This is a genomic window from Bradyrhizobium ottawaense (assembly GCF_002278135.3).
Taxonomy (GTDB): Bacteria; Pseudomonadota; Alphaproteobacteria; order Rhizobiales; family Xanthobacteraceae; genus Bradyrhizobium; species Bradyrhizobium ottawaense.
Genome location: NZ_CP029425.2, coordinates 1,130,057 through 1,151,813 on the forward strand (window position 1 = coordinate 1,130,057; position 21,757 = coordinate 1,151,813).

A 21,757-nucleotide genomic window follows, 5' to 3' on the forward strand; every position below is an offset into this window, starting at 1 on the left:
TGGACGGGGGTGCTGCGATGTTGTCACGGATTGACTGGACGCTGGGCCGGTTCGGGGATCGTCGTCTCGATAAAGGGGGGCGGCGCTCGCTGAACGCATGGTTGCGGGCAAAACTGTCTGCCTTCGGCAGCTCTCCAGGGGGAACCGCGCGCTGGAAGTGCGGTTCAACCGCTTTCTTGGCCATGACAAGGTGACGGTGGATCGGATCATCGAAAGCTGGAGCAATAGCACGGGCCCTGCCGTGGAAGGCCGCCACGTGCTGGCCATCCAGGACACCAGCGAGATCCACTTCAACACCACGCCGCAACGCCGGCGCGGGCTCGGAGAAATCGGCAAAGGCAATAACCACGGCGTGCTGCTGCACCCGCTGCTGGCTGTGGACGCCGACGACGGCAGCTGTCTTGGGCTTTTGAGCGGGCAGATATGGACGCGCGCAGGTCGCCGCACGACCTCGCATGATGATCGGGAATTATCGGACAAGGAATCGCAACGCTGGATATCGACTGCCGTGGCGGCAAGGCCGCTGCTCACCAAGGCCGCGGCGGTGACGGTGCTGGGTGACCGCGAGAGCGATATTTTTGCCCTTTATGCCAGCTCGGCCAAGCAACATTTCCACGTCATCGCGCGCAGCATGCATGATCGCAAGCTTGCCGACCGCAGCAGCCTGTATGAGGCCAGCGATGCCATGGCCGCGGTGGACCAGCGTATGATCCAACTGCCTGCGCGCGCCGCGCGGCCGGCTCGCCTGGCCCACCTCGAACTTCGCTTTGGCGCAATCGAGCTCGCCCGCCCGCAGAATAAGTTCTTGCACCATCTGCCGAAAAGCTTGCCGCTGGCGGTGGTCGATGTGCGCGAGATTAACGCCGAAACCGGCATAGAGCCGCTGCACTGGCGGCTTCTCACCTCTCACGAGGTCACCAGCATCGAGGACGCCTGGCGCATCGTCCAATGGTACAAGCAGCGCTGGATCATCGAGCAGTTCTTCCGCATCCTGAAGACACAAGGCCTCAAGCTCGAAGACAGTCAGATCGGATCCGCCGATCGGCTTCTCAAGCTGGTTGCGATCGCCGCCAAGGCGGCCGTCATCACCATCCAGCTTCTGCAGGCCCGCAATGGTGGTCGCCAGCCCATTCTCGCGGCCTTCGACAACGGCCAAATTGGCGCGCTCACAGCCCTCAACCGGCAACTCGAAGCCGCGAGCAAGCGACTAAAGAACCCACATCCGCCCGATAGTCTCGCTTGGGCCGCCTGGATCATCGGCCGTCTCGGCGGGTGGGATGGCTACCCATCGTCCAAGCCGCCGGGCCCGATCACCTTCAAAAACGGCCTCGAATACTTCAACGCCGTCGCAGCAGGATGGAGCCTCAGAGATATGTGCATGCCCTAGGGCGTTCGCCGGGACCCATAACCACAGGGAGGAATTTGGCGAAGGCTCGCAGTTACTCTTTCTTCGCCGGTATTTGCACCACAATCCTTCGGCAGATCACGCGGTATGGGTCCCGGCGTTCGCCGGGACGACACGGTGGGTGTTGCGCCAGCGCAGCCCAAACAAGCGCTGCATGCCCCTCATGCCAGCACCTTCACCCCGCCAAAACTCGTGACCCGCCCCTGTTTCAGCATCACGATCTGCGTCGCGAGCTGGCGCAGCTCGGCGGCGTCGTGGCTGACATAGACCATCGGCACGTTGGCCTCGTCGCGCAGCCGCACCAGATAGGGCAGGATCTCGAGCTTGCGGCCCTCGTCGAGCGCGCCGAGCGGCTCGTCGAGCAGCAGCAGGCGCGGCCTTGAGAGCAGCGCGCGTCCGAGCGCGACGCGCTGGCGCTCACCGCCGGAGAGCTTTCCAGGGCGGCGGCCGAGCAGGGTGCCGATATCGAGCAGGTCGATGACGCGCTTGTGCTGCGCCGGATCCGGCGCCAAGCGGTTCATCTGCCGTCCATAGTCGAGATTCTGCGCGACGTTGAGATGCGGGAACAGCCGCGCATCCTGGAACACATAGCCGATGCGGCGGCGCCAGGCCGGGACATGGATGCCGGCCGCGGTGTCGTCGACGGTTTCGCCGTCGAGCACGATGGTGCCGCGGTCGGGCCGCAGCAGCCCCGCGATCATGTTGACCAGTGACGTCTTGCCGGCGCCCGAGGCGCCGAACAGGCCGATGACGCGGCCTTCGCCGGTGAAGGATGCGGAGAGCGAGAATTCACCGAGTTGTTTTTCGACATCGACGCGCAGCATGGTCAATTCCCGTGCAGGCGCTGCGTAGCGCGGCGAGCGAACCATTCGGCGGCGATCAGTGCGCCCAGCGCCAGCACGATCGAGACGATCACGAGCCGGCCGGCCGCGGCGTCACCGTCCGGCGTCTGGATCAGCGAATAGATCGCCGAGGAAATCGTCTGGGTCTCGCCGGGAATGTTGGAGACGAAGGTGATGGTGGCGCCGAACTCGCCGATCGCCTTGGCAAAGCCGAGCACCATGCCGGCGAGCACGCCCGGCAGGGCCAGCGGCAGCGTCACCGTGAAGAACACTTTCCAGGGCGCGGCGCCGAGCGTCTCGGCGGCCTGCTCGAGCCGGCGGTCGATCGCCTCGATCGACAGGCGCATCGGCCGCACCAGCAGCGGAAACGACATCACGCCGCAGGCCAGCGCCGCGCCGGTCCAGCGGAACGAGAAGACGATGCCGAGATGTTCGGCGAGGAAGCCGCCGACGAGGCCGCGGCGGCCGAACGTCAGCAAGAGCAGATAGCCGGTGACGACAGGCGGCAGCACCAGCGGCAGGTGCACCACCGCGTCGAGCATCGACTTGCCCCAGAAGTCGCGCCGCGCCAGCAGCCACGCCAGCGCGACGCCGAATGGCGTCGCGACCAGCGTTGCGATGATCGCGACCCTGAGCGAGAGCAGGATCGCGGTCCATTCGGCGGGAGAGATGTCGAACATCAAATGGTGAATATCAGATTGTCGGGCTGACGAGGAACTTGAAGCCGTATTTTTCCAGAATGGTCTTGGCGGCCGAGGAGCGCAGGAAGGTGAGATAGCCGCTGGTCCCGTCCTTCGCCGTCATGTTCGCGGCGACCGGATAGACGATCGCGGGATGCGACTCCGCAGGGAAGGTGCCGACGATCTTGACGCCGGGCTCAACCTTGGCGTCGGTGGCATAGACGATGCCGAGGTTGGCCTCGCCGCGTGCCACCAGCGTCAGCGCGGCGCGCACGCTCTCGGCCATCGCGAATTTCGGCTCTGCGGCCTGCCATGCGCCGAGCTTCTCGAGCGCGGCCTTGGCGCATTTGCCTGCCGGCACCGACTTGACGTCGCCGGTCGCGATCCTGCCGTCGCCGGCGAGCTTGGCAAGGTCGAAACCTTGCGTGATGGTGACGTTGTCGATCCTGGAATCCTTCGGTGCGATCAGCACGATGCTGTTGCCGAGCAGATTGACTCTGGAGGACTCGTTGATGGTCTTCCTGGAGATCGCGTAATCCATCCAGTCGGTGTCGGCGGAGACGAACACATCGGCCGGCGCGCCCTGCTCGATCTGCCGCGCCAGCACCGAGCTTGCGGCATAGCTGACCGAGAACTTGACGCCGGTCTTGGCGGTGTAGGCGGCGTCGATCTCGTCGAGCGCGTTCTTCATTGAGGCCGCGGCGAACACGGTGATGGTCTTGTCCTCGGCGGCGGCCGGCGAAAGGCTTGCGCCCACGAAGATCACGAGGGCGGTGAAAAATCCCGAAATACGTAACATGGGGAGCGCTCCGTGCGAGTCCGCGCGCGCAAGATGCACGCACAGGTCTGGCGTTGGTGGGTCAGTCGCGACGGGTGGAAGCGCTGCTCCACGGGGCCCGGCTGCGGCTTACGGCCGGCAGGGATATCGCAATTGCGAAGATAGCAGGCTGGCGCCGCAGGTCAAAGGGTGGCCGTTTGTCCGGCAAACAGCGCTATTGAACCGGGAGGATCGCGATCGCGACCGCATCCTCCTTGGCGCCGCTGATTTGGAGTACGAAAGGCTGCGCCGACAGCTCGTATTTCACGGTCTTGCGAATGCCGCCGCAATCGGTCGCGCCGCTGAAGACCAAGGGCTTCAGGACATGCCCATCCTCGACCACGTCGATCCAGGCACCGGTGGACAGGCTGATCGTGTAGAGCCCGGGCTTGGCGGACTTGATGCTCGTGAAGCCGGCAAAAGTGCCGTCCTTGGGCGCTCGCTCCGGCGGCGTCGGCAGTTTTGCCTCGCTCGAGGCCGCCAGCCCCAGCGTGATGGCCGAGGACGGCAAGCTCGCCTGCTCGCTGCCCGATGCGAGCGTCGCGCGGTCCGGCGCGGTGAGCGCAGCGCGCTCCCGCTCGATCGGCCATTTGAACTTGTCGCAGCCGCTGGGCTCTTCAGCGGCGAGGGCGGAGGTTGCGCTGAACGAGAGCGCAGCGAGGAAGGCGAGGACGCGCATGTGAAATCCCATCATTGGCCACGCGACCAGTGCGAGGCTTGCGGTCAGGTCTTGTTGATAAGGGAGGCGCGTCCCGAGATGCCGCGGCTTACGGCTGAGCGGCGAGGCGACCGTAGCGCATTGTCGCGACACGAACCAACCAACGAGTTCGTCATCCCGGGGCGCGCGTAGCGCGAGCCCGGGATCCATAGCCACAGGATTGCATTTGGCGAAGACTCGGAGTGACAATCTCCCGCTATAACCACGGCCTGTGGTTATGGATCCCGGGCTCGCTTCGCGCCCCGGGACGACAGTGGTGGCTGGGGCGACAGCGTACCTTACGGCTTCGCATCCGCCGCGTGCAGCACCGCTTTGCACGCCGCCGGCATCTGCGCCAGCGTCATCGGCGGTTTCGGCTTTGGCGGCTCCGGCGGCGGCTTGGGGTGCAGCACCGCGTCGGAGAACCAATAAGCGAGATCGGCGGGCTTGCAGCCTTCGTCCTCGGCCTGTGACGGCTGGCCCTCGCATTCGCCGGCGCCTGGCGGGCAGTGCATGCGGATGTGGAAGTGGTAGTCGTGGCCCCACCAGGGCCGGATCTTCGACAGCCAGGCGCGGTCGCCCTTGGCCTCGCGGCACAGCGCCTTCTTGATCGCGGCGTTGACGAAGATGCGCTGCACCGCCGGCTCCCGCGCCGCGTCGCGCAGCACCAGCACATGGCCAGGTGTGAACACTTTTGGATCGACGTCGAGCCGGTCGTGGCGCACCATCATCACAGCCGACATGTCCTCGCGCTCCTCGCGCGAGAGGCGGCGGTCCGGCATCGGCGTCAGCCAGATGTCGGCATCGAGACCGATCTGGTGGCTGGCATGGCCCGACAGTGCCGGGCCGCCGCGCGGCTGGGCGATGTCGCCGACCAGGATGCCCGGCCATCCCGCGTCCTTGCGCGCTTTGGCCGCGAGCCGCTTGATCAGGGCGATCATCTCGGGGTGGCCATAGCTGCGGTTGCGCGACAGCCGCATCACCTGCCAATTGTCGCCGTTGAGCGGCATCTGCTCCGCGCCGCCGATGCAGCCCTTGGTGTAGGAGCCGATGACATGGGCCGCCCCCTTCGCCGGCAGCAGCTTGCGCGCGAACAGCTCCTTGGCGGCGAGATCGGGGTCGTTGGGATTGGCGAGCGGCGGCAGCGGCTTCGGGTTGACGCTGCCCTTGTCCTGGGCCAGCGCGCCGCCGGCGGCCAGGAGCGTCATGACGAGCAGGAGAGGGGCGAAGCGGCGGGGACTCATGCGCAGCCCTTATAACCCAACACGGCGTCGGGGGTAAGAATCGGGCTGTGCTGCGGCGGACGACCTCACGGCGTCTTGACGGCCGCAGCCCCCGCGCGAAGGCGCGTCCGGGCATGACGATGTCATATCCAACAAGGTTGTCCAAAAGTCGTAGTTTTTTCGCGGGGCCAGCCGGATTCTTAATGGTGCAATAACCGTATCCTGCATTGACCAAAATTCGTGCGCGGAACCGAGTTCGTTTCCATCCCGTATGCAATCGGACCCGCGCCCGGAATTGATTCATGGAGAGCGCGCGTTTTTGCACCATCGCTCTCTTCGATTGCGACCAAGACGCAGGTCTGGTGCGCCACTCGGCCTGCTTGCGCCTCGTAAACAGGCACCAGAGCCGGGCTCTCGGTGCTCGCAAGTCGGAGCCTTGGCTGGCGCGGGCACCCAAGATTACTTTTTTTTCAGACACTTGCCCCAAGACTTGCGCCCAAAGACTTGCGGCCACAGGGCGCGACTGGGACGAGTGAAGTTGGGTTTGGGGTCTCGAAAAACAAGGAAACGAAAGCAAAGCGTGCTTGCCCGGGCTGGCCAATCGCCGCGCAAGCCACGCTTCGCGCGCGCGCCGCGAGCTCTTTCGGAACGCGATGAAGTCCTGCGCAGCCGCGCCGAGGCGGAAGCTGCGATCGCGGACGCGCGCAAATCCCATGAGCGTCTGCGCCAGGCCGTCGACATCCTGCCGCAGGGCATCGTGTTTCTCGATGCCGAGGGCCGCTACGTCCTCTGGAACAAGAAATACGCCGAGATCTACAGCAAGACCGCCGATCTGTTCGAGGAGGGCGCGCGTCTCGAAGACACGCTGCGCATCGGCGTTGCCCGCGGCGATTACCCCGAGGCCATCGGCCATGAGGACGAGTGGATCGCCGAGCGGCTGCAAAGGCTCTACCAGCCCGGCGCGCGCCACGAGCAGAAGCTGTCGGACGGCCGCGTCATCCTGATCGACGAGCGCCTGACCGACGATGGCGGCGTCGTCGGCCTGCGCGTCGACATCACCGAGCTGAAGCAGCGCGAGGCCTCGTTCCGCCTGCTGTTCGACGGCAATCCCGTGCCCATGATCGTCTGCGCGCTGGACGACGAGTGCATCCTCGGCGTCAACGACGCAGCGGTCGCGCATTACGGCTACAGCCGCGCCGAGTTCGAGCGACTGAAGATCCGCTCCCTGCAGGCCTTCGACAGCGAGCCGCCCTGGACCGCCGACCCGACCGGCGAGGAGCGGGCCGGCCGCACCTGGAAGCACGTCAAGGCCGACGGTGCGCTGATCGACCTTGCGATCTATTCCCGGGAATTGACCTATGCCGAGCGCCCGGCGGTGCTGCTCGCGCTGATGGACATCACCGAACGCAAGCGCGCCGAGGCGCGACTCGCCTTCATGGCCCAGCACGACGGGCTGACCGGCCTGCCCAACCGCAGCCTGTTGCGCCAGCAGGTCGACGAGATGCTGCTGCACACGCGGCGCAGCACCGACAAGGTCGCGCTGCTGATGCTGGGGCTCGACAGTTTCAAGTCGGTCAACGACACGCTCGGACATGCTGTCGGCGACAAGCTCCTGCGCGGCGTCGCCAAGCGGCTGCGCTCGACGCTGCGCGAGGAAGACGCGCTGGCGCGGCTCAATTCCGACGAGTTCGCGATCGTGCAGAGCGGCCTGGCGCGTCCCGAGGACGCGGTGATGCTGGCCAAACGTCTGCTTGCGGCGATCGCCGATCCCTATCTGCTCGACGGCCATTCCGTGGTGATCGGCGCCTCGATCGGCATCGCGATGGCGCCGGGCGACGGCGATGATTCCGAAAAGCTGCTCAAGAGCGCCGACATGGCGCTGTCGCGCGCCAAGCTGGACGCGCGCGGCACCTTCGCCTTCTTCGAGGCCGCGCTCGACGCGAAAGCGCAGAGCCGCCGCAAGATCGAGGTCGAGCTGCGCGACGCGATCCAGAACGACGTGCTGCGCCCCTATTACCAGCCGCTGATCGACCTGCAGAGCGGCCGCATCACCGGCTTCGAGGCGCTGGTGCGCTGGCCGCATGCCGAGCGCGGCATGATCTCGCCGGCGGAATTCATTCCGGTTGCCGAGGACACCGGCCTGATCAATCCGCTCGGCGGGCTGATGCTGCGCCGGGCGTGCCTGGACGCCGCGACCTGGCCGGACGACGTCCGTGTCGCGGTCAATCTGTCGCCGCTGCAGTTCCGCAGCGGCAATCTGCTTTCGATCGTGACGGACGCGCTGAAGCATTCCGGCCTGCCGCCGCGCCGACTCGAGCTCGAGATCACCGAGACGCTGCTGCTGGAGAAGAGCGCGCAGGTGCTGGCGACGCTGCATGCCTTGCGCGCGCTCGGGGTGCGCATCTCGATGGATGATTTCGGTACCGGCTATTCCAGCCTCAGCTATCTGCGCAGCTTTCCGTTCGACAAGATCAAGATCGACCAGTCCTTCGTGCGCGATTTAGGGGCCAACCGCGAGGCCCAGGCGATCATCCGCTCCATCGTCAGCCTCGGCAAGGGCCTCGGGGTCATCATCACGGCCGAGGGCGTCGAGACCGAAGCCGAGCTCAGCTGCCTGCGCACCGAGGGCTGCGACGAAGGCCAGGGTTTTTTGTTCAGCAAGGCCCGGCCCAACGCCGAGATCATCAGCCTGCTGGCCGCGCAACGCGGCATCGATGGCGAGGACGCCGCGCTGGTGGCGTGAACTTAACCTCTCCCCGCGAAGGGTGGGGCGAGGGAGCTCACCGTCGTTGCGATTGGCCTTCAACCTCCCGCCACGATCGCCTTTCCCACATCCTCGTAATGGCTATCCCGCGCCTGGATCTGCTGGGCGATGGCGTGCATGTCGCGAAACCGGCGCTCGAACGGGTTGCTGCGAAACACCGCGGTCGCGCCGGCCATGTGATAGGCGGTGTCGACCACCTTTGTTGATTGATGGATGGTCCAGGTCGCGGCGAGCCGCACCGCGCTGCGGTGTGTTGCGCCGAACTCGCCGGTCGCACAGAGGTCGCGCCACATCGCAGTCGCGGTCGCATAGAGATAGGCGCGCGCGGCGCGCAAATCGCCCTCGGTGCGGCCGATCAGGCCCTGCACCGCCCCGTTGTCGCGCATCGCGCCGGCCGTCAGCGAGGGGCGCTTTTCGCGCGCCAGTGCGATCGCTGCATCCAGCGTCGCGCGTGCCACGCCGAGCGATACCGCGGCAAAGCCGAGGCTGAAGGCAGCGCCGGTGCCGATCCTGTAGAGCGGCCCCGTCTCGCGCAAGCCTGACGGCACGTCGCGGAACGCCGTGAAGCGCTCGGGGACGAAGAGGTCGCTCACCTCGTAGGAATCGGTGCCGGTGCCGGCGAGCCCGATCGCCTGCCAGACGTCGTGCAACGTCGCGCTTGCGGCAGGAAACAGAATGGTCCGCACCTCCGGCGAGCCATCGGCATTTTTGCGCGACGCCCCGTCAGCGCTGAGGATGCGCACATGCGCCCCCAGCCAGCTCGCCTGCCGGGAGCCGGAGGCAAAATCCCACCGCGCCGTGACGCGGTAACCGCCCGCGACTGCACGCGCCTCGTGCGCGATCGCGCCCCACGCCAGGATTCCAGGCGCGGTGTTGAAGATCTCCTGCGCGGCATCGCGGTCGAGCGAGCCGCGATCATCGCGCAGACGCTGCACTGGCCGAGACACCATGCGGTGGAGGCATCGGCCTTGGCGATCTCCTCCAGCATCTGCATGAAGGCTTCGATGGAGACTTCCGCACCGCCCAGGCTCTGTGGCAGCAGGGCGCGATAGAATCCGTTCTCGATCAGCGCCGCGACCACGGAGGGCGTCAGCCGCCGTGTCCGCTCGATCTCGTCCGCTTCGCGCGCGATCAGCGGCGCGATGGCGCGGGCACGTTCGACGAGATCAGGTCCGGGAAGCTCCGACATTCGCGTTTCCTCGCCCCTTCTGTCGTGAGCGGTGAGGACGGGATGGTGGTCTATTTGACGGGGAGGATCAAGCTGCGGCCATCCCCGCGCGCCGCCGCAAGAAGGCCCGGCTGTGAACCTCAGCGGCGCGCCTCGCGACCAACAACCGCCATCGCCGCGAACGGCACCGCGTATCTTGCCGGATGAGGTTGCCCATGCCGATCGTCAGAATCCTCATCGTCCTGCTCGCGCTCGCTTCGCCGGCGTTGGCGCAGGATGGGGCCCGTGATGCCGCCGCCGCGGGCGAGGCCGCGCGGATGTTCCGGGTCTACGTCGAAGGCGTTGCGAAAAAAGGGGAGCGACCCGACCTGACCCGGCCGGAGACCACCGCGCTGCTCGGCCGCGTCTTCGATGTTGAGGCCCTGGGGGCGCTGCCGCCGGCGAAGGCGAGCGACATGAGCTGGCTGATGGACTGGATGGACGCCGCCAACGCGACCTACAAGCTGTTCGCGCTCTATGGCTCGAAGCCGGGGGCGCAGCCCGATCTTGCGACGCTTCAGCGCAACATGACCGACTATGGCGATCAGTACGCGGCGGCGATGAACTTCGTCATCCGCGGAATGGCGCGCGAGGCGGTTGCGGGCGAGCTGTTCATGGCGAGCCTTGCGCCGGGGCAGCGCACCCGCATCCGCCAGGAGGGATTTACGGGCTTCCGCCGGAGCGCCGCCGAATTCATCCTGGGCACCGTCTGCGCGGCGATCCAGGGCGCGGGCAAATCCGCCAACGCGCGTCTGGCCGCCGCCGCCATCCGCGACACGCGCGAGGTCTGGGCGAGCTTCCTGCTGCCGCAGGATCGGGCCCGCGTGATCGAGCAGCTTGCTGACCTTCCGAGATGGGCTCCGGACGAGACGGCACGAACCGATCTCGCCGCCTTCACGGCCGCGCTGCGAGCGGTGAATTGATCGGTGATCCCGGGCCCGCGGCGGCAGCGGTGCGGCCTCGTCCGCCGGCGGCGCTCCGAAAGCGATCCGGACCATAAAGTGTCGCCTGTGTTAGCTCTCTGGCGGCGGCTGGTGTCGCAGCCAGCCTGAGACCATTACACGCCGGCGCTAGACAGATTCACTTTGTCTTGTCGCCCATGTGATGCGGCGACGAGGTGTTCGGTCCGCCCGTGTAATGATGACCGCCCGAACTGGTCTTCGCCGAGGAGCCGCTTGTTGTCTTCTTGCCCATGTGATGCGGTACTTCGGTCTTGGGGCCACCGCTGTAGTGATGACCGTTCTTTTCCTTGTCGGTGCTATCGGCCATTGCCGGAACAGCCAGCAGGGAAACCACGCCGACGGCGGCGAGAAGCTTCTTGGTGATCATGGTCGTTCTCCCTGGTTGCGGAAGCCTCACGATAAGCTGCTGCGAAAAGTCCATCTTGAGAAATCGCAAATCGGAACCCTGGCGCGGCCAGGGCCGCCCCTCAGGACCGATGAGCCGTTGATCTGCGTCAACAATGACGGCAGCGGTGCTCCTATGCTGTATCGATCGCTGGAGCGTATCATGACCGTCCAAAACCATTTCGGCTATGGCGAACGCCCGCAGGAGGGCATGTCCACCAAAGCCAAGGCCGGGCTGGTCCTGGCGGGGTTCCTGGTCATCGGCGGCGCGCTCCTGTTCACCGAGCATCGGGCCCATGTGCTCGGGCTCCTGGTCTGGCTGCCGCTCCTCGCCTGTCCGTTGATGCATATCTTCATGCATGGCGGACACGGGCACCATCATGGCGGCCGGCCGAATGATCGAGGGAGCGCGTGATGCACGACACCGCGCCAGCTTACGGTCTCTGGAGCCTCGTCATCGTCAATTCGGCGGTGTTCATCCTGTTCGCCTACAGCTTCTTCAAGCCGCAGACGCCGCGCGACTGGCGCTCCTTCGGCGCGTTCAGCGCGTTTCTGGTGGCGCTGTTCGTCGAGATGTACGGTTTCCCGCTCACCATCTATTTCCTGTCGGGCTGGCTGCAGTCGCGCTACCCGAATGTCGACTGGTTCTCGCATGATGCCGGCCACCTCCTCGAGATGATGTTCGGCTGGAAGACCAATCCGCACGCGGGACCGTTCCACGTCCTGAGCTTCATCTTCATCGGTGCGGGGTTCATCCTGATCTCTGCCGCCTGGCGGGTGCTGTACGACGCGCAGCAGACCCGAAGACTCGCGACGTCCGGCCCCTACAGCTACGTGCGGCATCCGCAATATGTCGGCTTCGTGCTGGTGATGTTCGGCTTCCTGTTGCAGTGGCCGACCATCCTCACGCTGGCGATGTTTCCCGTCCTGACCGTCATGTACGTCAAGCTCGCGCGAGACGAGGAGCGGGACGCCCGGGCCGAATTCGGCGAGGCCTACGCGAAGTACGCTTCGGAAGTCCCGGCCTTCATACCCCATCCCCGTCGGCTGTTCGGCCGCGGCTCTTCCGGCGGCTATCGTCTCGGCTGACTTTGGGGAGGAAGATTCGGTCGGATGACGATGGAGGCTCGAAAGGACGTCGATGAGCGAGCCTGTCTTCACCGCGAAAGCCCTGACCAAGACCTACGTCTCCGGCGAGGTGATGGTTCACGCCCTCAACGATGTCGGCCTCGAAATCGCCGAGAGGGAAGTGGTCGTGCTGCTCGGCCCCTCCGGCAGCGGCAAGACCACGTTGCTCAACATCATGGGTGGTCTCGACCGCCCGACCAGCGGCAGGCTGTTCTTCCGCGACCTCGACCTGACGGATCTCGGAGATCGCGAACTGACCAGGTATCGCCGGGACCATATCGGCTTCGTCTTCCAGTTCTACAATCTGGTGCCGAGCCTTACGGCCTATGAAAACGTTGCGCTGGTGACCGAAGTCGCCCAGGACCCGATGCGGCCCGACGAGGCCCTCGCACTGGTTGGACTGGAAGAGCGGATGCATCACTTCCCCGCCCAGCTCTCCGGCGGCGAGCAGCAGCGCGTCGCAATTGCCCGCGCCATCGCGAAGCGACCGGCCGTGCTGCTGTGCGACGAGCCGACCGGGGCGCTGGACTCGAAGACCGGCATTCGGGTCATCGAAGCGCTGCTCGGGGTGAACAGGCAGCTCGGCACCACCACTATCATCATCACGCACAACGCCAGCATTCAGGAGGTTGCCGACCGGGTGCTGTTCTTCGCTGACGGCCGGATCTCCCGGATTCAGAACAACGAGAGACGGCGGCAAGCCGCCGAGCTCACCTGGTGACGGCCATGACGGTGCTCGATATCAAGCTGTTTCGCGACGTCAGAAGGCTCTGGGCGCAGGTGCTCGCCGTCGCGCTGGTCGTCGGCGGCGGCGTTGCGACGCTGGTGCTCGCGGTCGGCTCCCATCGCTCGCTCGAGGAAACCCGGATCGCATACTACGAACGTTACGGCTTCGCCGACGTGTTCGCTCAAGCGAAGCGCGCGCCCAAGGCGCTCACCGGTAGGATCGGCGAGATCCCCGGCGTCGCCGCCGTCGATGCTCGTATCGCTAATCCGGCGCTGCTGGACATTCCCGGCTTCTCGGAGCCGGCCAGCGCGCAGTTCGTCTCGCTGCCCGACAACGGCGAAGCGCATCTGAACCGGCTCTACATGCGGTCCGGACGGTTCCCGGAGTCGGGACGGACGGAGGAGGTGGTCGTCAACGAGCCGTTCGCCCGGGCTCACGGCTTCTCGGAAGGGGCGCGGTTCTCGGCCATCCTGAATGGCAAGAAGCGCGAACTCGTGATTGTCGGCACCGCGTTGTCACCCGAATTCGTCTACACCGTCGGCCCTGGCGATCTGATGCCGGACGATCGCCGCTACGCCATCGTCTGGATGTCGGAGAAGTCGCTCGCCAGTGTCTATGATCTCGATGGCGCATTCTCGGCGGTGTCAGTCAAGCTGCAGCCTGGGGCGTCGGAGCGCGACGTGATCGCGCGGGTCGACGCGTTGCTCGACCCGTATGGCGGGCAGGCGGCGCATGGCCGGAAGGACCAGACCTCGCACGCCTGGCTCGATCATGAACTCGACATGCTCAACAACATGAGCCGCACGTTGCCACCGATCTTTCTGCTGGTGGCCGCGTTCTTGGTCAACCTCACTTTGACCCGGCTGGTCGCGCTCGAGCGCGAACAGATCGGCCTCTTCAAGGCGCTCGGCTATTCGGACCGCAGCGTCGTGCTGCATTATCTGAAGTTCGTGGCATTGATCGTTGCGACCGGAATCCTCCTGGGCGGCGTCGCCGGCACCTGGCTCGGATTGCGCGTCACCGCCCTGTTCGGCGACTTCTTCCACTTTCCGTTCCTGGTATTCGCGAAGGCGCCGGATCTGTACGTCACCGCCGGCGCGCTCAGCGCGGCGGCCGCTGCCATCGGCGCGCTGCGGGCGCTGCGGGACGTGGTCAAGCTGCCGCCGGCCGTTGCAATGCAACCGCCCGCGCCGCCGGTCTATCGGCGGCTGTTGCCGGCAAGCATTCAGCTCGACCAGATCGTATCGCAGCCGACGCTCATGATGATACGTAACATCGCGCGGCATCCTGCGCGCGCCGTGTTCACGGCGCTTGGCATGGCGCTGGCCACGGCCATCCTGGTCGTCTCGTTGTTCACGCGCGACTCGATGGAGCACCTGATCGACGTAACCTACTTCCTCGCCGACCGGCAGGATGCGACCATCGGCTTTGCCGAGAAGCGCATCGCGAACGTGGTGGAGCAGGTGAGCCGACTGCCGGGCGTTCTCTCGGCCGAACCGTTCCGCGAGGTGCCCGTCCGGATTCGCCACGGCAACGTCGAACGCCGGATCATGATCAGCGGCCGGCCCGCCGATGCAGACTTGCGGCGTATCATCGGCGCCGACCTTCATCCGGTCGCGCTGCCAGAGACGGGCCTTGCGCTGTCCGGCATGCTAGCTCAGATCCTCGGCGTCCGCGCCGGTGACACCGTCGAACTCGATATGCTGGAGGGTACCCGTCGCACGGTCACGACGCCGGTCGTGGCGACGGTCGAGGATTATTTCGGCATCAGGGGGATGATGGAGATTGGGGCGCTCCGCAAGCTGATGCGTGAAGCGCCGGTCGTGAGCAGTGTGAACCTCAGCCTCGACGAGAGCCGGAGGGAGGATTTCTACGCGGCGGTGAAGTCCATGCCGACGGTTGGCGGCGTGGCGCTGCAGCGTCTCTCGCTCGCGAACTTCCGCAAGACGGTCGCACTGCTCGTCACCACAATGGCGAGCATCTACACCGGTCTCGCCGCCGTGATCGCGTTTGGCGTGGTCTACAACAACGCCCGAATCTCACTGTCCGAACGGGCGCGCGAGCTGGCGAGCCTGCGCGTGCTTGGCTTCACGCGCGGCGAGGTGCTGCGCATCCTCCTGCTCGAACTCGCCATCCTCACCCTGATAGCGCAGCCGCCGGGCTGGGTGATGGGCTATGGGCTTGCATGGGTGATGAAGTCCAATCTGGCCGGCGAGCTGATGCGTGTCCGCCTCGTCGTCGAGCATTCCACCTACGTCATCGCGACTTCCGTCGTGGTGCTGGCTGCCGTCGCCTCCGCCGCGGTCATCCGCGAACGCATCGACAAACTGGACCTCGTCGCGGTCCTCAAGACGCGAGACTAGCCATGTCGGCCAACTGGACCAAACGTTTCATCGGCGCTGCGCTTCTAGCCGCCATCGCGAGCGGGCTGGCCTGGTTTGCTTGGCCGCGCCCGGTTCTGGTCGATCTCGCAACCCTGGCCAAGGGGCCGATCGAAGTTACCGCGGACGATGACGGCAAGACGCATGTTCGCCACGTCTACACGGTCTCGGCGCCCATCGCTGGAAAGGTCCTCAGGATTTCGCATCCGCTCGGCGAGCAGGGACCTTCGCTTCACGTCGGCGACGAGGTGACCGCCAACCAGACCGTCGTCGCTCTCATGCAGCCGACGCTGCCGGGATTCATCGACGTGCGCTCGCGCGACCAGCTTCAGGCCGAGGTGCTGGCTGCCGATGCGGCCATTCAGCAGCAGGAGGCCGAAGTGAAGCGGATCGAGGCCGCGCTGGACTTCTCCCGGACCGAGTTCCAGCGGGCGCAGACGCTGCTGCGGACGCAGTCCACCTCGGCTCAGGCCTTCGACAAGGCGAAATTCGAGGTCGCCACCAACGAAGCCGCCCTGGCTAGTGCGAAGGCTCAGATCGAGATGCGTCGCGCAGTGCGCACCAGTCTTGCGGCGCGGCTGATGGACCCTGCCAATGCCGCGCCGTCAGCGGAGCCGATGTGCTGCGTCCGCGTGCTCGCGCCGGCGAGCGGACGGGTGCTGAAGATCATCCAGGACAGCGAGGCGACGGTTCTGCCGGGGACGTCGTTGATCGACATCGGCAACCCGCTCGATCTGGAGGTTGTGGCTGACCTGCTGTCGATCGATGCCGTGCAGATCAAGGTTGGCGCGCCCGTGCGGATCGACGGCTGGGGCGGGCAGCCGATCAGGGGCAAGGTGGTCCGTGTCGACCCCGCCGGCTTCCTGAAGGTTTCGGCGCTGGGTATCGAGGAGCAGCGGGTCCGGGTCACCATCGATTTCAGCGATCCGCCGGAGAATTGGGCCTCGCTCGGACACGACTATCGCGTCGTTGTGCATGTGACGACCTGGAGCGCCCAGGACGCCCTGTCCGTGCCGGTAAGCGCTTTGTTCCGGAGAGGCGATCAGTGGGCCGTTTTTGTCGACCAGAACGGCCGGGCCCGGACGACTCTCGTCCAGATCGGCCACCGCAACAACCGCCTCGCGGAGGTTCTCTCGGGTCTTGTTGCCGGAGACCGCGTCGTGCTGCATCCAAGTGACCGGATCGCCGATGAAACTAGGATCGCGCAAAGAGAGTAGAGGGCCCGCGCCGGCACGCTACCGAGCAGAGCGATATGCAGGTGTCAGGCCGCAGCGCGGCCCAGGTCGAGCGATGGCCTGCGTTTCGTCGGGAAGCTCAGTGCCACCGCGACGGCGGCGAGCCCGATCGCGAAGGAGCCGGCGTGCAGCCACGTGTAACGCTGGAAATTGTCGAACACGAGCCCGCCGGCCCAGGGTCCGAGCGCCATGCCGAGGCTGGCGAGGGCCGAGACTGCGCCGAACACCGTGCCCATGATGCGCGCGCCGAAGAATTCGCGGACCAGCACCGCATAGAGCGGCATCACCCCGCCATAGGCGAGGCCGAACACCACCGACAACGCGTAGAATTCGCCGAGCTGAGCCACCGCAAGATAGGTCGCGATGCAGATCGCCTGCACGAACAGGCCGCCGACCAGCACCGGCTTTGCACCGATGCGATCGGCCGCCGCGCCCAGCAGCAGGCGTCCGCCGAGGCCCGAGACGCCGGCGACGCTGTAGACCGTCACCGCCGTGAGCGGTGCGATGCCGCACACCATCGCATAGGACACCATGTGGAAGATCGGGCCGGAATGCGCGGCGCAGCAGGCGAAATGCGCCGCCGCGAGCGCGATGAATTGCGGCGTGCGCAGCGCCTGCGCCGCGGTCAGCTCGACCTCCGGTGTTGCGTCTGCCGTGGCGGCGCCCGCCGCCACCGGCGCCGGACGCACCAGGAAGCAGGCCGGGATCAGCAGCGCCCACGAAGCGATGCCGATCACCAGCATCGCGGTGCGCCAGTCATAGGCCGTGATCAGCCAGCTCGCAGTCGGCGCGATCGTCACCGGCGACACGCCCATGCCGGCGGAAACCAGCGCCACCGCAAGGCTGCGGTTTGTCTCGATCCACGCGCTCGCGAGCGCCATCATCGGTGCGTAGAAGCTGCCGGCGGCAATGCCGATCAGCACGCCGAAGCAAAGCTGGAATTGCCACAGGCTTGTCGCCTGGCTCGCCGTGACGAGACCGAGCCCCAGCAGAACGCTTCCCGCGAGAACCACGATGCGGGTACCGAACCGGTCCGACAGCGCGCCCCACAGGAACGCGGCAAATCCCATGAAGAGGAAATCCAGCGTCGCCGCCGCCGACACCCCGGCGCGCGACCAGCCCATCGCCTCCGAGATCGGCTGCAGAAACACCGCCAGGGACAGCATCGTGCCGAACCCGACGCAAGTCATCAGCGCACCCGCGGCGACAACGACCCAGCCATAGTCGAAGCGTGATGCCTTGCTCATGCGTTTCCTCAGCGCTGTTGGTTTTGTTGGTGAGGCGCGGGAGGGATGGTGGCCTATCAGACGGCGGAGGGCAAGGCTGGCGGCTGCGCGTTTTCGTAACCCGTCGTCATCCGGGGCGCGCCACTTGGCGCGAACCCGGAATCCATCTCTCCGTGTTGCCTGCTGTACGATGGATTCTCAGATGCGCAATTGCGCAATGCCATCGTGCCACTGTTTTGCCCGATGGGTCAAATTGATTTCTAAAAATCGAAAACTCCAATCCAGACAAGCCTTCGCCTAATGTGCATGGGGTTGTTTTCGATATTTTTGTTTCGCCGGGTCCCGGCCAAAACGCAAATGCCCGGGACGAGCCCGGGCATGACGGCGGCTGATGTGACTGTGAAAGCTTACCCCCGCCTCAGCTATCCACCTTCAGCGCGGCAATGAAGGCTTCCTGCGGGATGTCGACCTTGCCGAACTGCCGCATCTTCTTCTTGCCTTCCTTCTGCTTCTCCAGAAGTTTTCGTTTACGCGTGATGTCGCCGCCGTAGCATTTTGCAGTGACGTCCTTGCGCAGGGCGCGGACCGTCTCGCGGGCGATCACCTTGCCGCCGATCGCCGCCTGGATCGGGATCTGGAACATGTGCGGGGGGATCAGCTCCTTCATCTTCTCGACCATGGCGCGGCCGCGCCCCTCCGCGCGGGTGCGGTGGACCAGCATCGAGAGCGCGTCGACCGGCTCGTTGTTGACGAGGATCTGCATCTTGACGAGGTCGGCCGGCTTGTAGTCGGTGAGATGATAGTCGAACGAGGCGTAGCCCTTGGAGACCGACTTGAGGCGGTCGTAGAAGTCGAACACGACCTCGTTGAGCGGCAAATCGTATTTCACCATGGCGCGGGAGCCGACGTAAGTGAGCTCCTTCTGCGAGCCGCGGCGGTCCTGACACAGCTTCAGCACGCTGCCGAGATATTCGTCGGGTGTCATGATCGTGGCCTCGATCCAGGGCTCCTGGATCTCGGCGATCTTGACCACGTCGGGCATGTCGACGGGATTGTGGATCTCGATCTCTTGGCCGTCGGTGAGCTTCATCTTGTAGATGACGCTCGGCGCAGTGGCGATCAGATTGAGATCGAACTCGCGCGACAACCGCTCCTGAATGATCTCGAGATGCAGAAGTCCGAGGAAGCCGCAGCGGAAGCCGAAGCCGAGTGCGGCCGAGGTCTCCATCTCGAACGAGAAGCTGGCGTCGTTGAGGCGCAGCTTGCCCATGGCGCCGCGCAGCGTTTCGAAATCGTCGGCGTCGACCGGGAACAGGCCGCAGAACACCACGGGGATTGCCGGCTTGAAGCCCGGCAGCATTTCGGTGACAGGCTTCCTGTCGTCGGTGATGGTGTCGCCGACGCGGGTGTCGGCGACTTCCTTGATCGCGGCGGTGATGAAGCCGATCTCGCCGGGGCCGAGCTCGTCGACCTGCTGCATCTTCGGCGTGAAGAAGCCGACGCGCTCGACGTCATAGGCGGCGCCCGTGCCCATCATGCGCACGCGGCTACCCTTCTTCATGACGCCGTCGACGACACGGATGAGAACGACGACGCCGAGATAGACGTCGTACCAGCTGTCGACCAGCAGCGCCTTCAAGGTCGCACTCCGGTCGCCCTTCGGCGGCGGCAGGCGGGTGACGATGGCTTCCAGCACGTCGGGCACGCCGAGGCCGGTCTTGGCCGAGATCATCACCGCGTCGGAGGCGTCGATGCCGATGACGTCCTCGATCTGCTGCTTGATCTTCTCGGGCTCGGCCGCGGGCAGGTCGACCTTGTTCAGGACCGGGACGATCTCGTGATTGTTGTCGAGTGCCTGGTAGACGTTGGCGAGCGTCTGCGCCTCGACGCCCTGGCTGGCGTCGACCACCAGCAGGGAACCTTCGCAGGCCGCCAGCGACCGCGAGACTTCGTAGGCGAAGTCGACATGGCCGGGCGTGTCCATCAGGTTGAAGATGTAATCCTTGCCGTCCTTGGCGCGGTACGAAAGCCGCACCGTCTGCGCCTTGATGGTGATGCCGCGCTCGCGCTCGATGTCCATGGAATCGAGCACCTGCTCCTTGCCCGCCATTTCGCGGTCGGAGAGGCCGCCGGTCATCTGGATCAGACGGTCGGCCAGCGTCGATTTGCCATGGTCGATATGGGCGACGATGGAGAAATTGCGGATGTTGGAAATGGGGACGGTCGTCATGGGCGCGGGATACCACTCACATCCCCGTGCGGCAACCATATTGCTGTAATTTCAGGGCCTTTGTTCACGCCAAGCTGATTCCAAGATGGGCCAAAACGCGCTAGGCAAGCGCCCATGTCGACCACGTCTCTTCCCTCCCCTGAAGTGCGCACGAAGGCCCGCCTGAGCTTTGGCCGCTTCCGGGCCTGGCTGGTTGCCTGCGCGGTCCGCCCCGAGGCGAGATTGTGGCTGGTGATCCAGCTCGCCATCCTCCATGCGGTGCTCTGGACCTTCATCCTGATCAATCTGAAGGCCGCGCAGGACGTTCACATGGACGTCGCAGAGGCCTATGGCTGGGGCCAGAAATTCCTATGGGGCTATGGCAAGCATCCGCCGCTGTCGGGCTGGGTCGCCGGGCTCTGGTTCAAGATGTTCCCGGCGGCGGACTGGGCGACCTATGCGCTGGCGATGGCGACGGTCAGCGCCGGCATGGTGATCTGCTGGCTGGTTGCCTTGCGCGTGGTGGACGCGCGGCGCGCGTTCCTGGTCGTGGTGATGGTCGCGCTCTACCCGATCTTCAATTTCAAGGGGTTCAAGTACAACCCGGATCTGCTCCAGCTCGTCACCCTGCCGCTGCTGGTGCTCGCCTATCTCAACGCGTTCGAGAAGCGGAGCTGGCGGTCCGGAGTCCTGCTCGGCCTTGCCGGCGCGCTGGCGCTGATGACCAAATACTGGGTGCTGACCATGATCGGCGCCATCGGGCTCGCCGCGCTGATCCATCCGGAGCGGATGAGATTTTTGGTATCGCCGGCGCCGTGGGTCGCGATCGTGACGATGGTCGTGGCGATGATCCCGCACGTGGTCTGGCTGGCCGAGGCGCATTTCGTGCCGCTGACCTATGCCGGCGACACCTACAGCCTCGCGGACAGCGGCCAGGTGCATCAGCTCGTCACCGGCTACATGCTGCATAATCTCGGGCTGCTGGCATTGCCGGTGGCGCTGGCCGGGCTCGCGATGGCGCTGGTGCCGCCGTCGTTCACATTGCTGCTGCGCGCGCCCTTGCGCATCGTCACGCGCGCCTGGGCGCGCGGCGCCAATCCGGGCGTCAATGTCTCGCAGGCGCTGAACGTGTGGATGATCCAGATCATCGTCGCATTCGGCCCGCCGCTCGGCGCGCTGGTCTTCGGCGTCTACCTGAAGACCGATTGGGGCATCTCGCTGTTCTTCCTGGTGCCGCTCGCGCTGGTCGCGATTCCCACGCTGCGGGTGCAGGGCGCGAGCCTGTTCAACATCGCCGCGATCTGGCTCGTGCTCAGCGTTGCCACGCTCGCCGCCTCGCCCTGGATCGCCGCACGCGAGATGACGGCCAATGCCGGCAACACGGCGACCTATGGCGCGCGCTCCGAGCTCGCGCGCGAGCTGACCCAGGCCTGGCACGCGCGCTTCGCCTCGCGCTGGGCGGTCGTTGCGGGGACGATGGAGACGATCCAGCCGATGGTGTTCTACAGCCCCGATCACCCCAGCCCGTTCACGCCGAACGAGGCCTGGGCGTCCGGGCTGACCTCGCTCGACGACGTCAAGACATACGGCTTCATCGGCGTGTTCGATGCGACCGACGAACGCCTGCCCAAGTTCGAGAAGTGGATTTCGGAGGTCGCGCCGACCGCCGAGCGCGTGGTGATGACCACGCGCCGCTTCACCCACGGCAAGGCCGGCCCGGCGATGAGCTGGAACGTCTACATCGCGCCACCGGCGAAGTGATTGCGACGTTCTCGGTCTCGTAGGGTGGGCAAAGGCGCGAAGCGCCGTGCCCACCATCTCGCGCTAATCGCAGAAAAGTCGTGGGCACGCTTCGCTTTGCCCACCCTAC

17 protein-coding genes and 1 pseudogene are annotated in these 21,757 nt (G+C 65.6%); 9 read left to right on the plus strand and 9 right to left on the minus strand.

Translation table 11 applies throughout. From position 1 onward, the window contains the following. Positions 1 to 97: 97 nt before the first annotated feature. A complete protein-coding gene (locus tag CIT37_RS05410; protein WP_038951373.1) occupies positions 98 to 1,387 on the plus strand; it encodes an IS4 family transposase in 1,290 nt (429 codons plus the stop codon). 179 nt (positions 1,388 to 1,566) lie between these two features. Here the strand turns inward: CIT37_RS05410 and modC are convergent, their stop codons facing one another. The 5 genes from modC to mepA all read right to left on the minus strand — a co-directional run bounded on the left by modC (position 1,567) and on the right by mepA (position 5,685). Next, complete coding sequence (gene modC / locus CIT37_RS05415) at positions 1,567 to 2,229, minus strand: molybdenum ABC transporter ATP-binding protein (protein ID WP_028139791.1); 663 nt, start codon at positions 2,227 to 2,229, stop codon at positions 1,567 to 1,569. A gap of 2 nt (positions 2,230 to 2,231) precedes the next feature. Continuing rightward, entirely contained in the window at positions 2,232 to 2,927 is a 696-nt protein-coding gene (gene modB, locus CIT37_RS05420) for a molybdate ABC transporter permease subunit (RefSeq protein ID WP_028139792.1), read from the minus strand. 13 nt (positions 2,928 to 2,940) lie between these two features. After that, positions 2,941 to 3,726 (minus strand): molybdate ABC transporter substrate-binding protein, encoded by a 786-nt coding sequence (modA, locus tag CIT37_RS05425; RefSeq protein WP_095425096.1) that lies wholly within the window; start codon positions 3,724 to 3,726, stop codon positions 2,941 to 2,943. A 193-nt stretch (positions 3,727 to 3,919) separates the two neighbouring features. After that, positions 3,920 to 4,423 carry a hypothetical protein gene (locus CIT37_RS05430; RefSeq protein ID WP_161966333.1) on the minus strand — a complete coding sequence of 168 codons (504 nt, stop codon included), beginning with the start codon at positions 4,421 to 4,423 and terminating at the stop codon, positions 3,920 to 3,922. A 317-nt stretch (positions 4,424 to 4,740) separates the two neighbouring features. Next, positions 4,741 to 5,685, minus strand: coding sequence for a penicillin-insensitive murein endopeptidase (gene mepA, locus CIT37_RS05435; protein WP_028139795.1), 945 nt, complete (start codon positions 5,683 to 5,685; stop codon positions 4,741 to 4,743). A 559-nt stretch (positions 5,686 to 6,244) separates the two neighbouring features. On the opposite strand from mepA, the gene CIT37_RS05440 reads away from it, so the two are divergent. Next, positions 6,245 to 8,407 carry a putative bifunctional diguanylate cyclase/phosphodiesterase gene (locus CIT37_RS05440; RefSeq protein ID WP_095425097.1) on the plus strand — a complete coding sequence of 721 codons (2,163 nt, stop codon included), beginning with the start codon at positions 6,245 to 6,247 and terminating at the stop codon, positions 8,405 to 8,407. A 59-nt stretch (positions 8,408 to 8,466) separates the two neighbouring features. Here CIT37_RS05440 and CIT37_RS05445 read toward each other — a convergent pair. Further along, a pseudogene (locus CIT37_RS05445) lies at positions 8,467 to 9,617 on the minus strand (acyl-CoA dehydrogenase family protein). A gap of 194 nt (positions 9,618 to 9,811) precedes the next feature. On the opposite strand from CIT37_RS05445, the gene CIT37_RS05450 reads away from it, so the two are divergent. Further along, on the plus strand, positions 9,812 to 10,558 hold the full coding sequence (locus tag CIT37_RS05450) for a hypothetical protein (RefSeq protein WP_095425098.1): 747 nt from the start codon (positions 9,812 to 9,814) through the stop codon (positions 10,556 to 10,558). A 157-nt stretch (positions 10,559 to 10,715) separates the two neighbouring features. Here CIT37_RS05450 and CIT37_RS05455 read toward each other — a convergent pair whose 3' ends face one another. Continuing rightward, positions 10,716 to 10,964: a hypothetical protein gene (locus CIT37_RS05455; RefSeq protein WP_028139799.1), complete on the minus strand. Its 249-nt coding sequence runs from the start codon at positions 10,962 to 10,964 to the stop codon at positions 10,716 to 10,718. Between the two features lie 180 nt (positions 10,965 to 11,144). On the opposite strand from CIT37_RS05455, the gene CIT37_RS05460 reads away from it, so the two are divergent. Genes CIT37_RS05460 through CIT37_RS05480 form a run of 5 tightly spaced genes read left to right on the plus strand, consistent with a single transcriptional unit; the run spans position 11,145 to position 16,434 of the window. Beyond that, positions 11,145 to 11,396, plus strand: a complete 252-nt coding sequence (locus tag CIT37_RS05460; protein ID WP_028139800.1) for a DUF2933 domain-containing protein — start codon at positions 11,145 to 11,147, stop codon at positions 11,394 to 11,396. Further along, positions 11,396 to 12,070, plus strand: coding sequence for a methyltransferase family protein (locus tag CIT37_RS05465; protein WP_038950711.1), 675 nt, complete (start codon positions 11,396 to 11,398; stop codon positions 12,068 to 12,070). Before CIT37_RS05460 ends, CIT37_RS05465 begins: the two co-directional genes overlap by 1 nt. Positions 12,071 to 12,122: 52 nt before the next feature. Then, complete coding sequence (locus CIT37_RS05470; protein ID WP_028139802.1) at positions 12,123 to 12,830, plus strand: ABC transporter ATP-binding protein; 708 nt, start codon at positions 12,123 to 12,125, stop codon at positions 12,828 to 12,830. Between the two features lie 5 nt (positions 12,831 to 12,835). Next, positions 12,836 to 15,199: an ABC transporter permease gene (locus tag CIT37_RS05475; protein WP_095425116.1), complete on the plus strand. Its 2,364-nt coding sequence runs from the start codon at positions 12,836 to 12,838 to the stop codon at positions 15,197 to 15,199. Between the two features lie 2 nt (positions 15,200 to 15,201). Continuing rightward, a complete protein-coding gene (locus CIT37_RS05480) occupies positions 15,202 to 16,434 on the plus strand; it encodes an efflux RND transporter periplasmic adaptor subunit (protein ID WP_095425099.1) in 1,233 nt (410 codons plus the stop codon). 44 nt (positions 16,435 to 16,478) lie between these two features. Here CIT37_RS05480 and CIT37_RS05485 read toward each other — a convergent pair whose 3' ends face one another. Continuing rightward, positions 16,479 to 17,699, minus strand: a complete 1,221-nt coding sequence (locus tag CIT37_RS05485) for an MFS transporter (protein ID WP_095425100.1) — start codon at positions 17,697 to 17,699, stop codon at positions 16,479 to 16,481. Positions 17,700 to 18,096: 397 nt separating this feature from the next. Beyond that, positions 18,097 to 19,908: a translation elongation factor 4 gene (gene lepA / locus CIT37_RS05490; protein ID WP_028139806.1), complete on the minus strand. Its 1,812-nt coding sequence runs from the start codon at positions 19,906 to 19,908 to the stop codon at positions 18,097 to 18,099. 114 nt (positions 19,909 to 20,022) lie between these two features. On the opposite strand from lepA, the gene CIT37_RS05495 reads away from it, so the two are divergent. Next, the gene (locus CIT37_RS05495) at positions 20,023 to 21,648 is read left to right on the plus strand and encodes a glycosyltransferase family 39 protein (protein WP_095425101.1); all 1,626 of its coding nucleotides are present in this window, start codon (positions 20,023 to 20,025) and stop codon (positions 21,646 to 21,648) included. Positions 21,649 to 21,757: the final 109 nt, after the last annotated feature.

Bases quoted from the DNA above. Each gene is read 5' to 3' on its own strand.
- CIT37_RS05470 (WP_028139802.1), top strand. From the start codon at position 12,123: ATGAGCGAGCCTGTCTTCACCGCGAAAGCCCTGACCAAGACCTACGTC.
- CIT37_RS05430 (WP_161966333.1), bottom strand. From the start codon at position 4,423: ATGCGCGTCCTCGCCTTCCTCGCTGCGCTCTCGTTCAGCGCAACCTCC.
- CIT37_RS05410 (WP_038951373.1), top strand. From the start codon at position 98: ATGGTTGCGGGCAAAACTGTCTGCCTTCGGCAGCTCTCCAGGGGGAAC.
- CIT37_RS05465 (WP_038950711.1), top strand. From the start codon at position 11,396: ATGCACGACACCGCGCCAGCTTACGGTCTCTGGAGCCTCGTCATCGTC.
- modB (WP_028139792.1), bottom strand. From the start codon at position 2,927: ATGTTCGACATCTCTCCCGCCGAATGGACCGCGATCCTGCTCTCGCTC.
- lepA (WP_028139806.1), bottom strand. From the start codon at position 19,908: ATGACGACCGTCCCCATTTCCAACATCCGCAATTTCTCCATCGTCGCC.
- CIT37_RS05475 (WP_095425116.1), top strand. From the start codon at position 12,836: ATGACGGTGCTCGATATCAAGCTGTTTCGCGACGTCAGAAGGCTCTGG.
- CIT37_RS05485 (WP_095425100.1), bottom strand. From the start codon at position 17,699: ATGAGCAAGGCATCACGCTTCGACTATGGCTGGGTCGTTGTCGCCGCG.
- CIT37_RS05495 (WP_095425101.1), top strand. From the start codon at position 20,023: ATGTCGACCACGTCTCTTCCCTCCCCTGAAGTGCGCACGAAGGCCCGC.
- CIT37_RS05480 (WP_095425099.1), top strand. From the start codon at position 15,202: ATGTCGGCCAACTGGACCAAACGTTTCATCGGCGCTGCGCTTCTAGCC.
- modA (WP_095425096.1), bottom strand. From the start codon at position 3,726: ATGTTACGTATTTCGGGATTTTTCACCGCCCTCGTGATCTTCGTGGGC.
- CIT37_RS05450 (WP_095425098.1), top strand. From the start codon at position 9,812: ATGCCGATCGTCAGAATCCTCATCGTCCTGCTCGCGCTCGCTTCGCCG.
- modC (WP_028139791.1), bottom strand. From the start codon at position 2,229: ATGCTGCGCGTCGATGTCGAAAAACAACTCGGTGAATTCTCGCTCTCC.
- CIT37_RS05460 (WP_028139800.1), top strand. From the start codon at position 11,145: ATGACCGTCCAAAACCATTTCGGCTATGGCGAACGCCCGCAGGAGGGC.
- mepA (WP_028139795.1), bottom strand. From the start codon at position 5,685: ATGAGTCCCCGCCGCTTCGCCCCTCTCCTGCTCGTCATGACGCTCCTG.
- CIT37_RS05455 (WP_028139799.1), bottom strand. From the start codon at position 10,964: ATGATCACCAAGAAGCTTCTCGCCGCCGTCGGCGTGGTTTCCCTGCTG.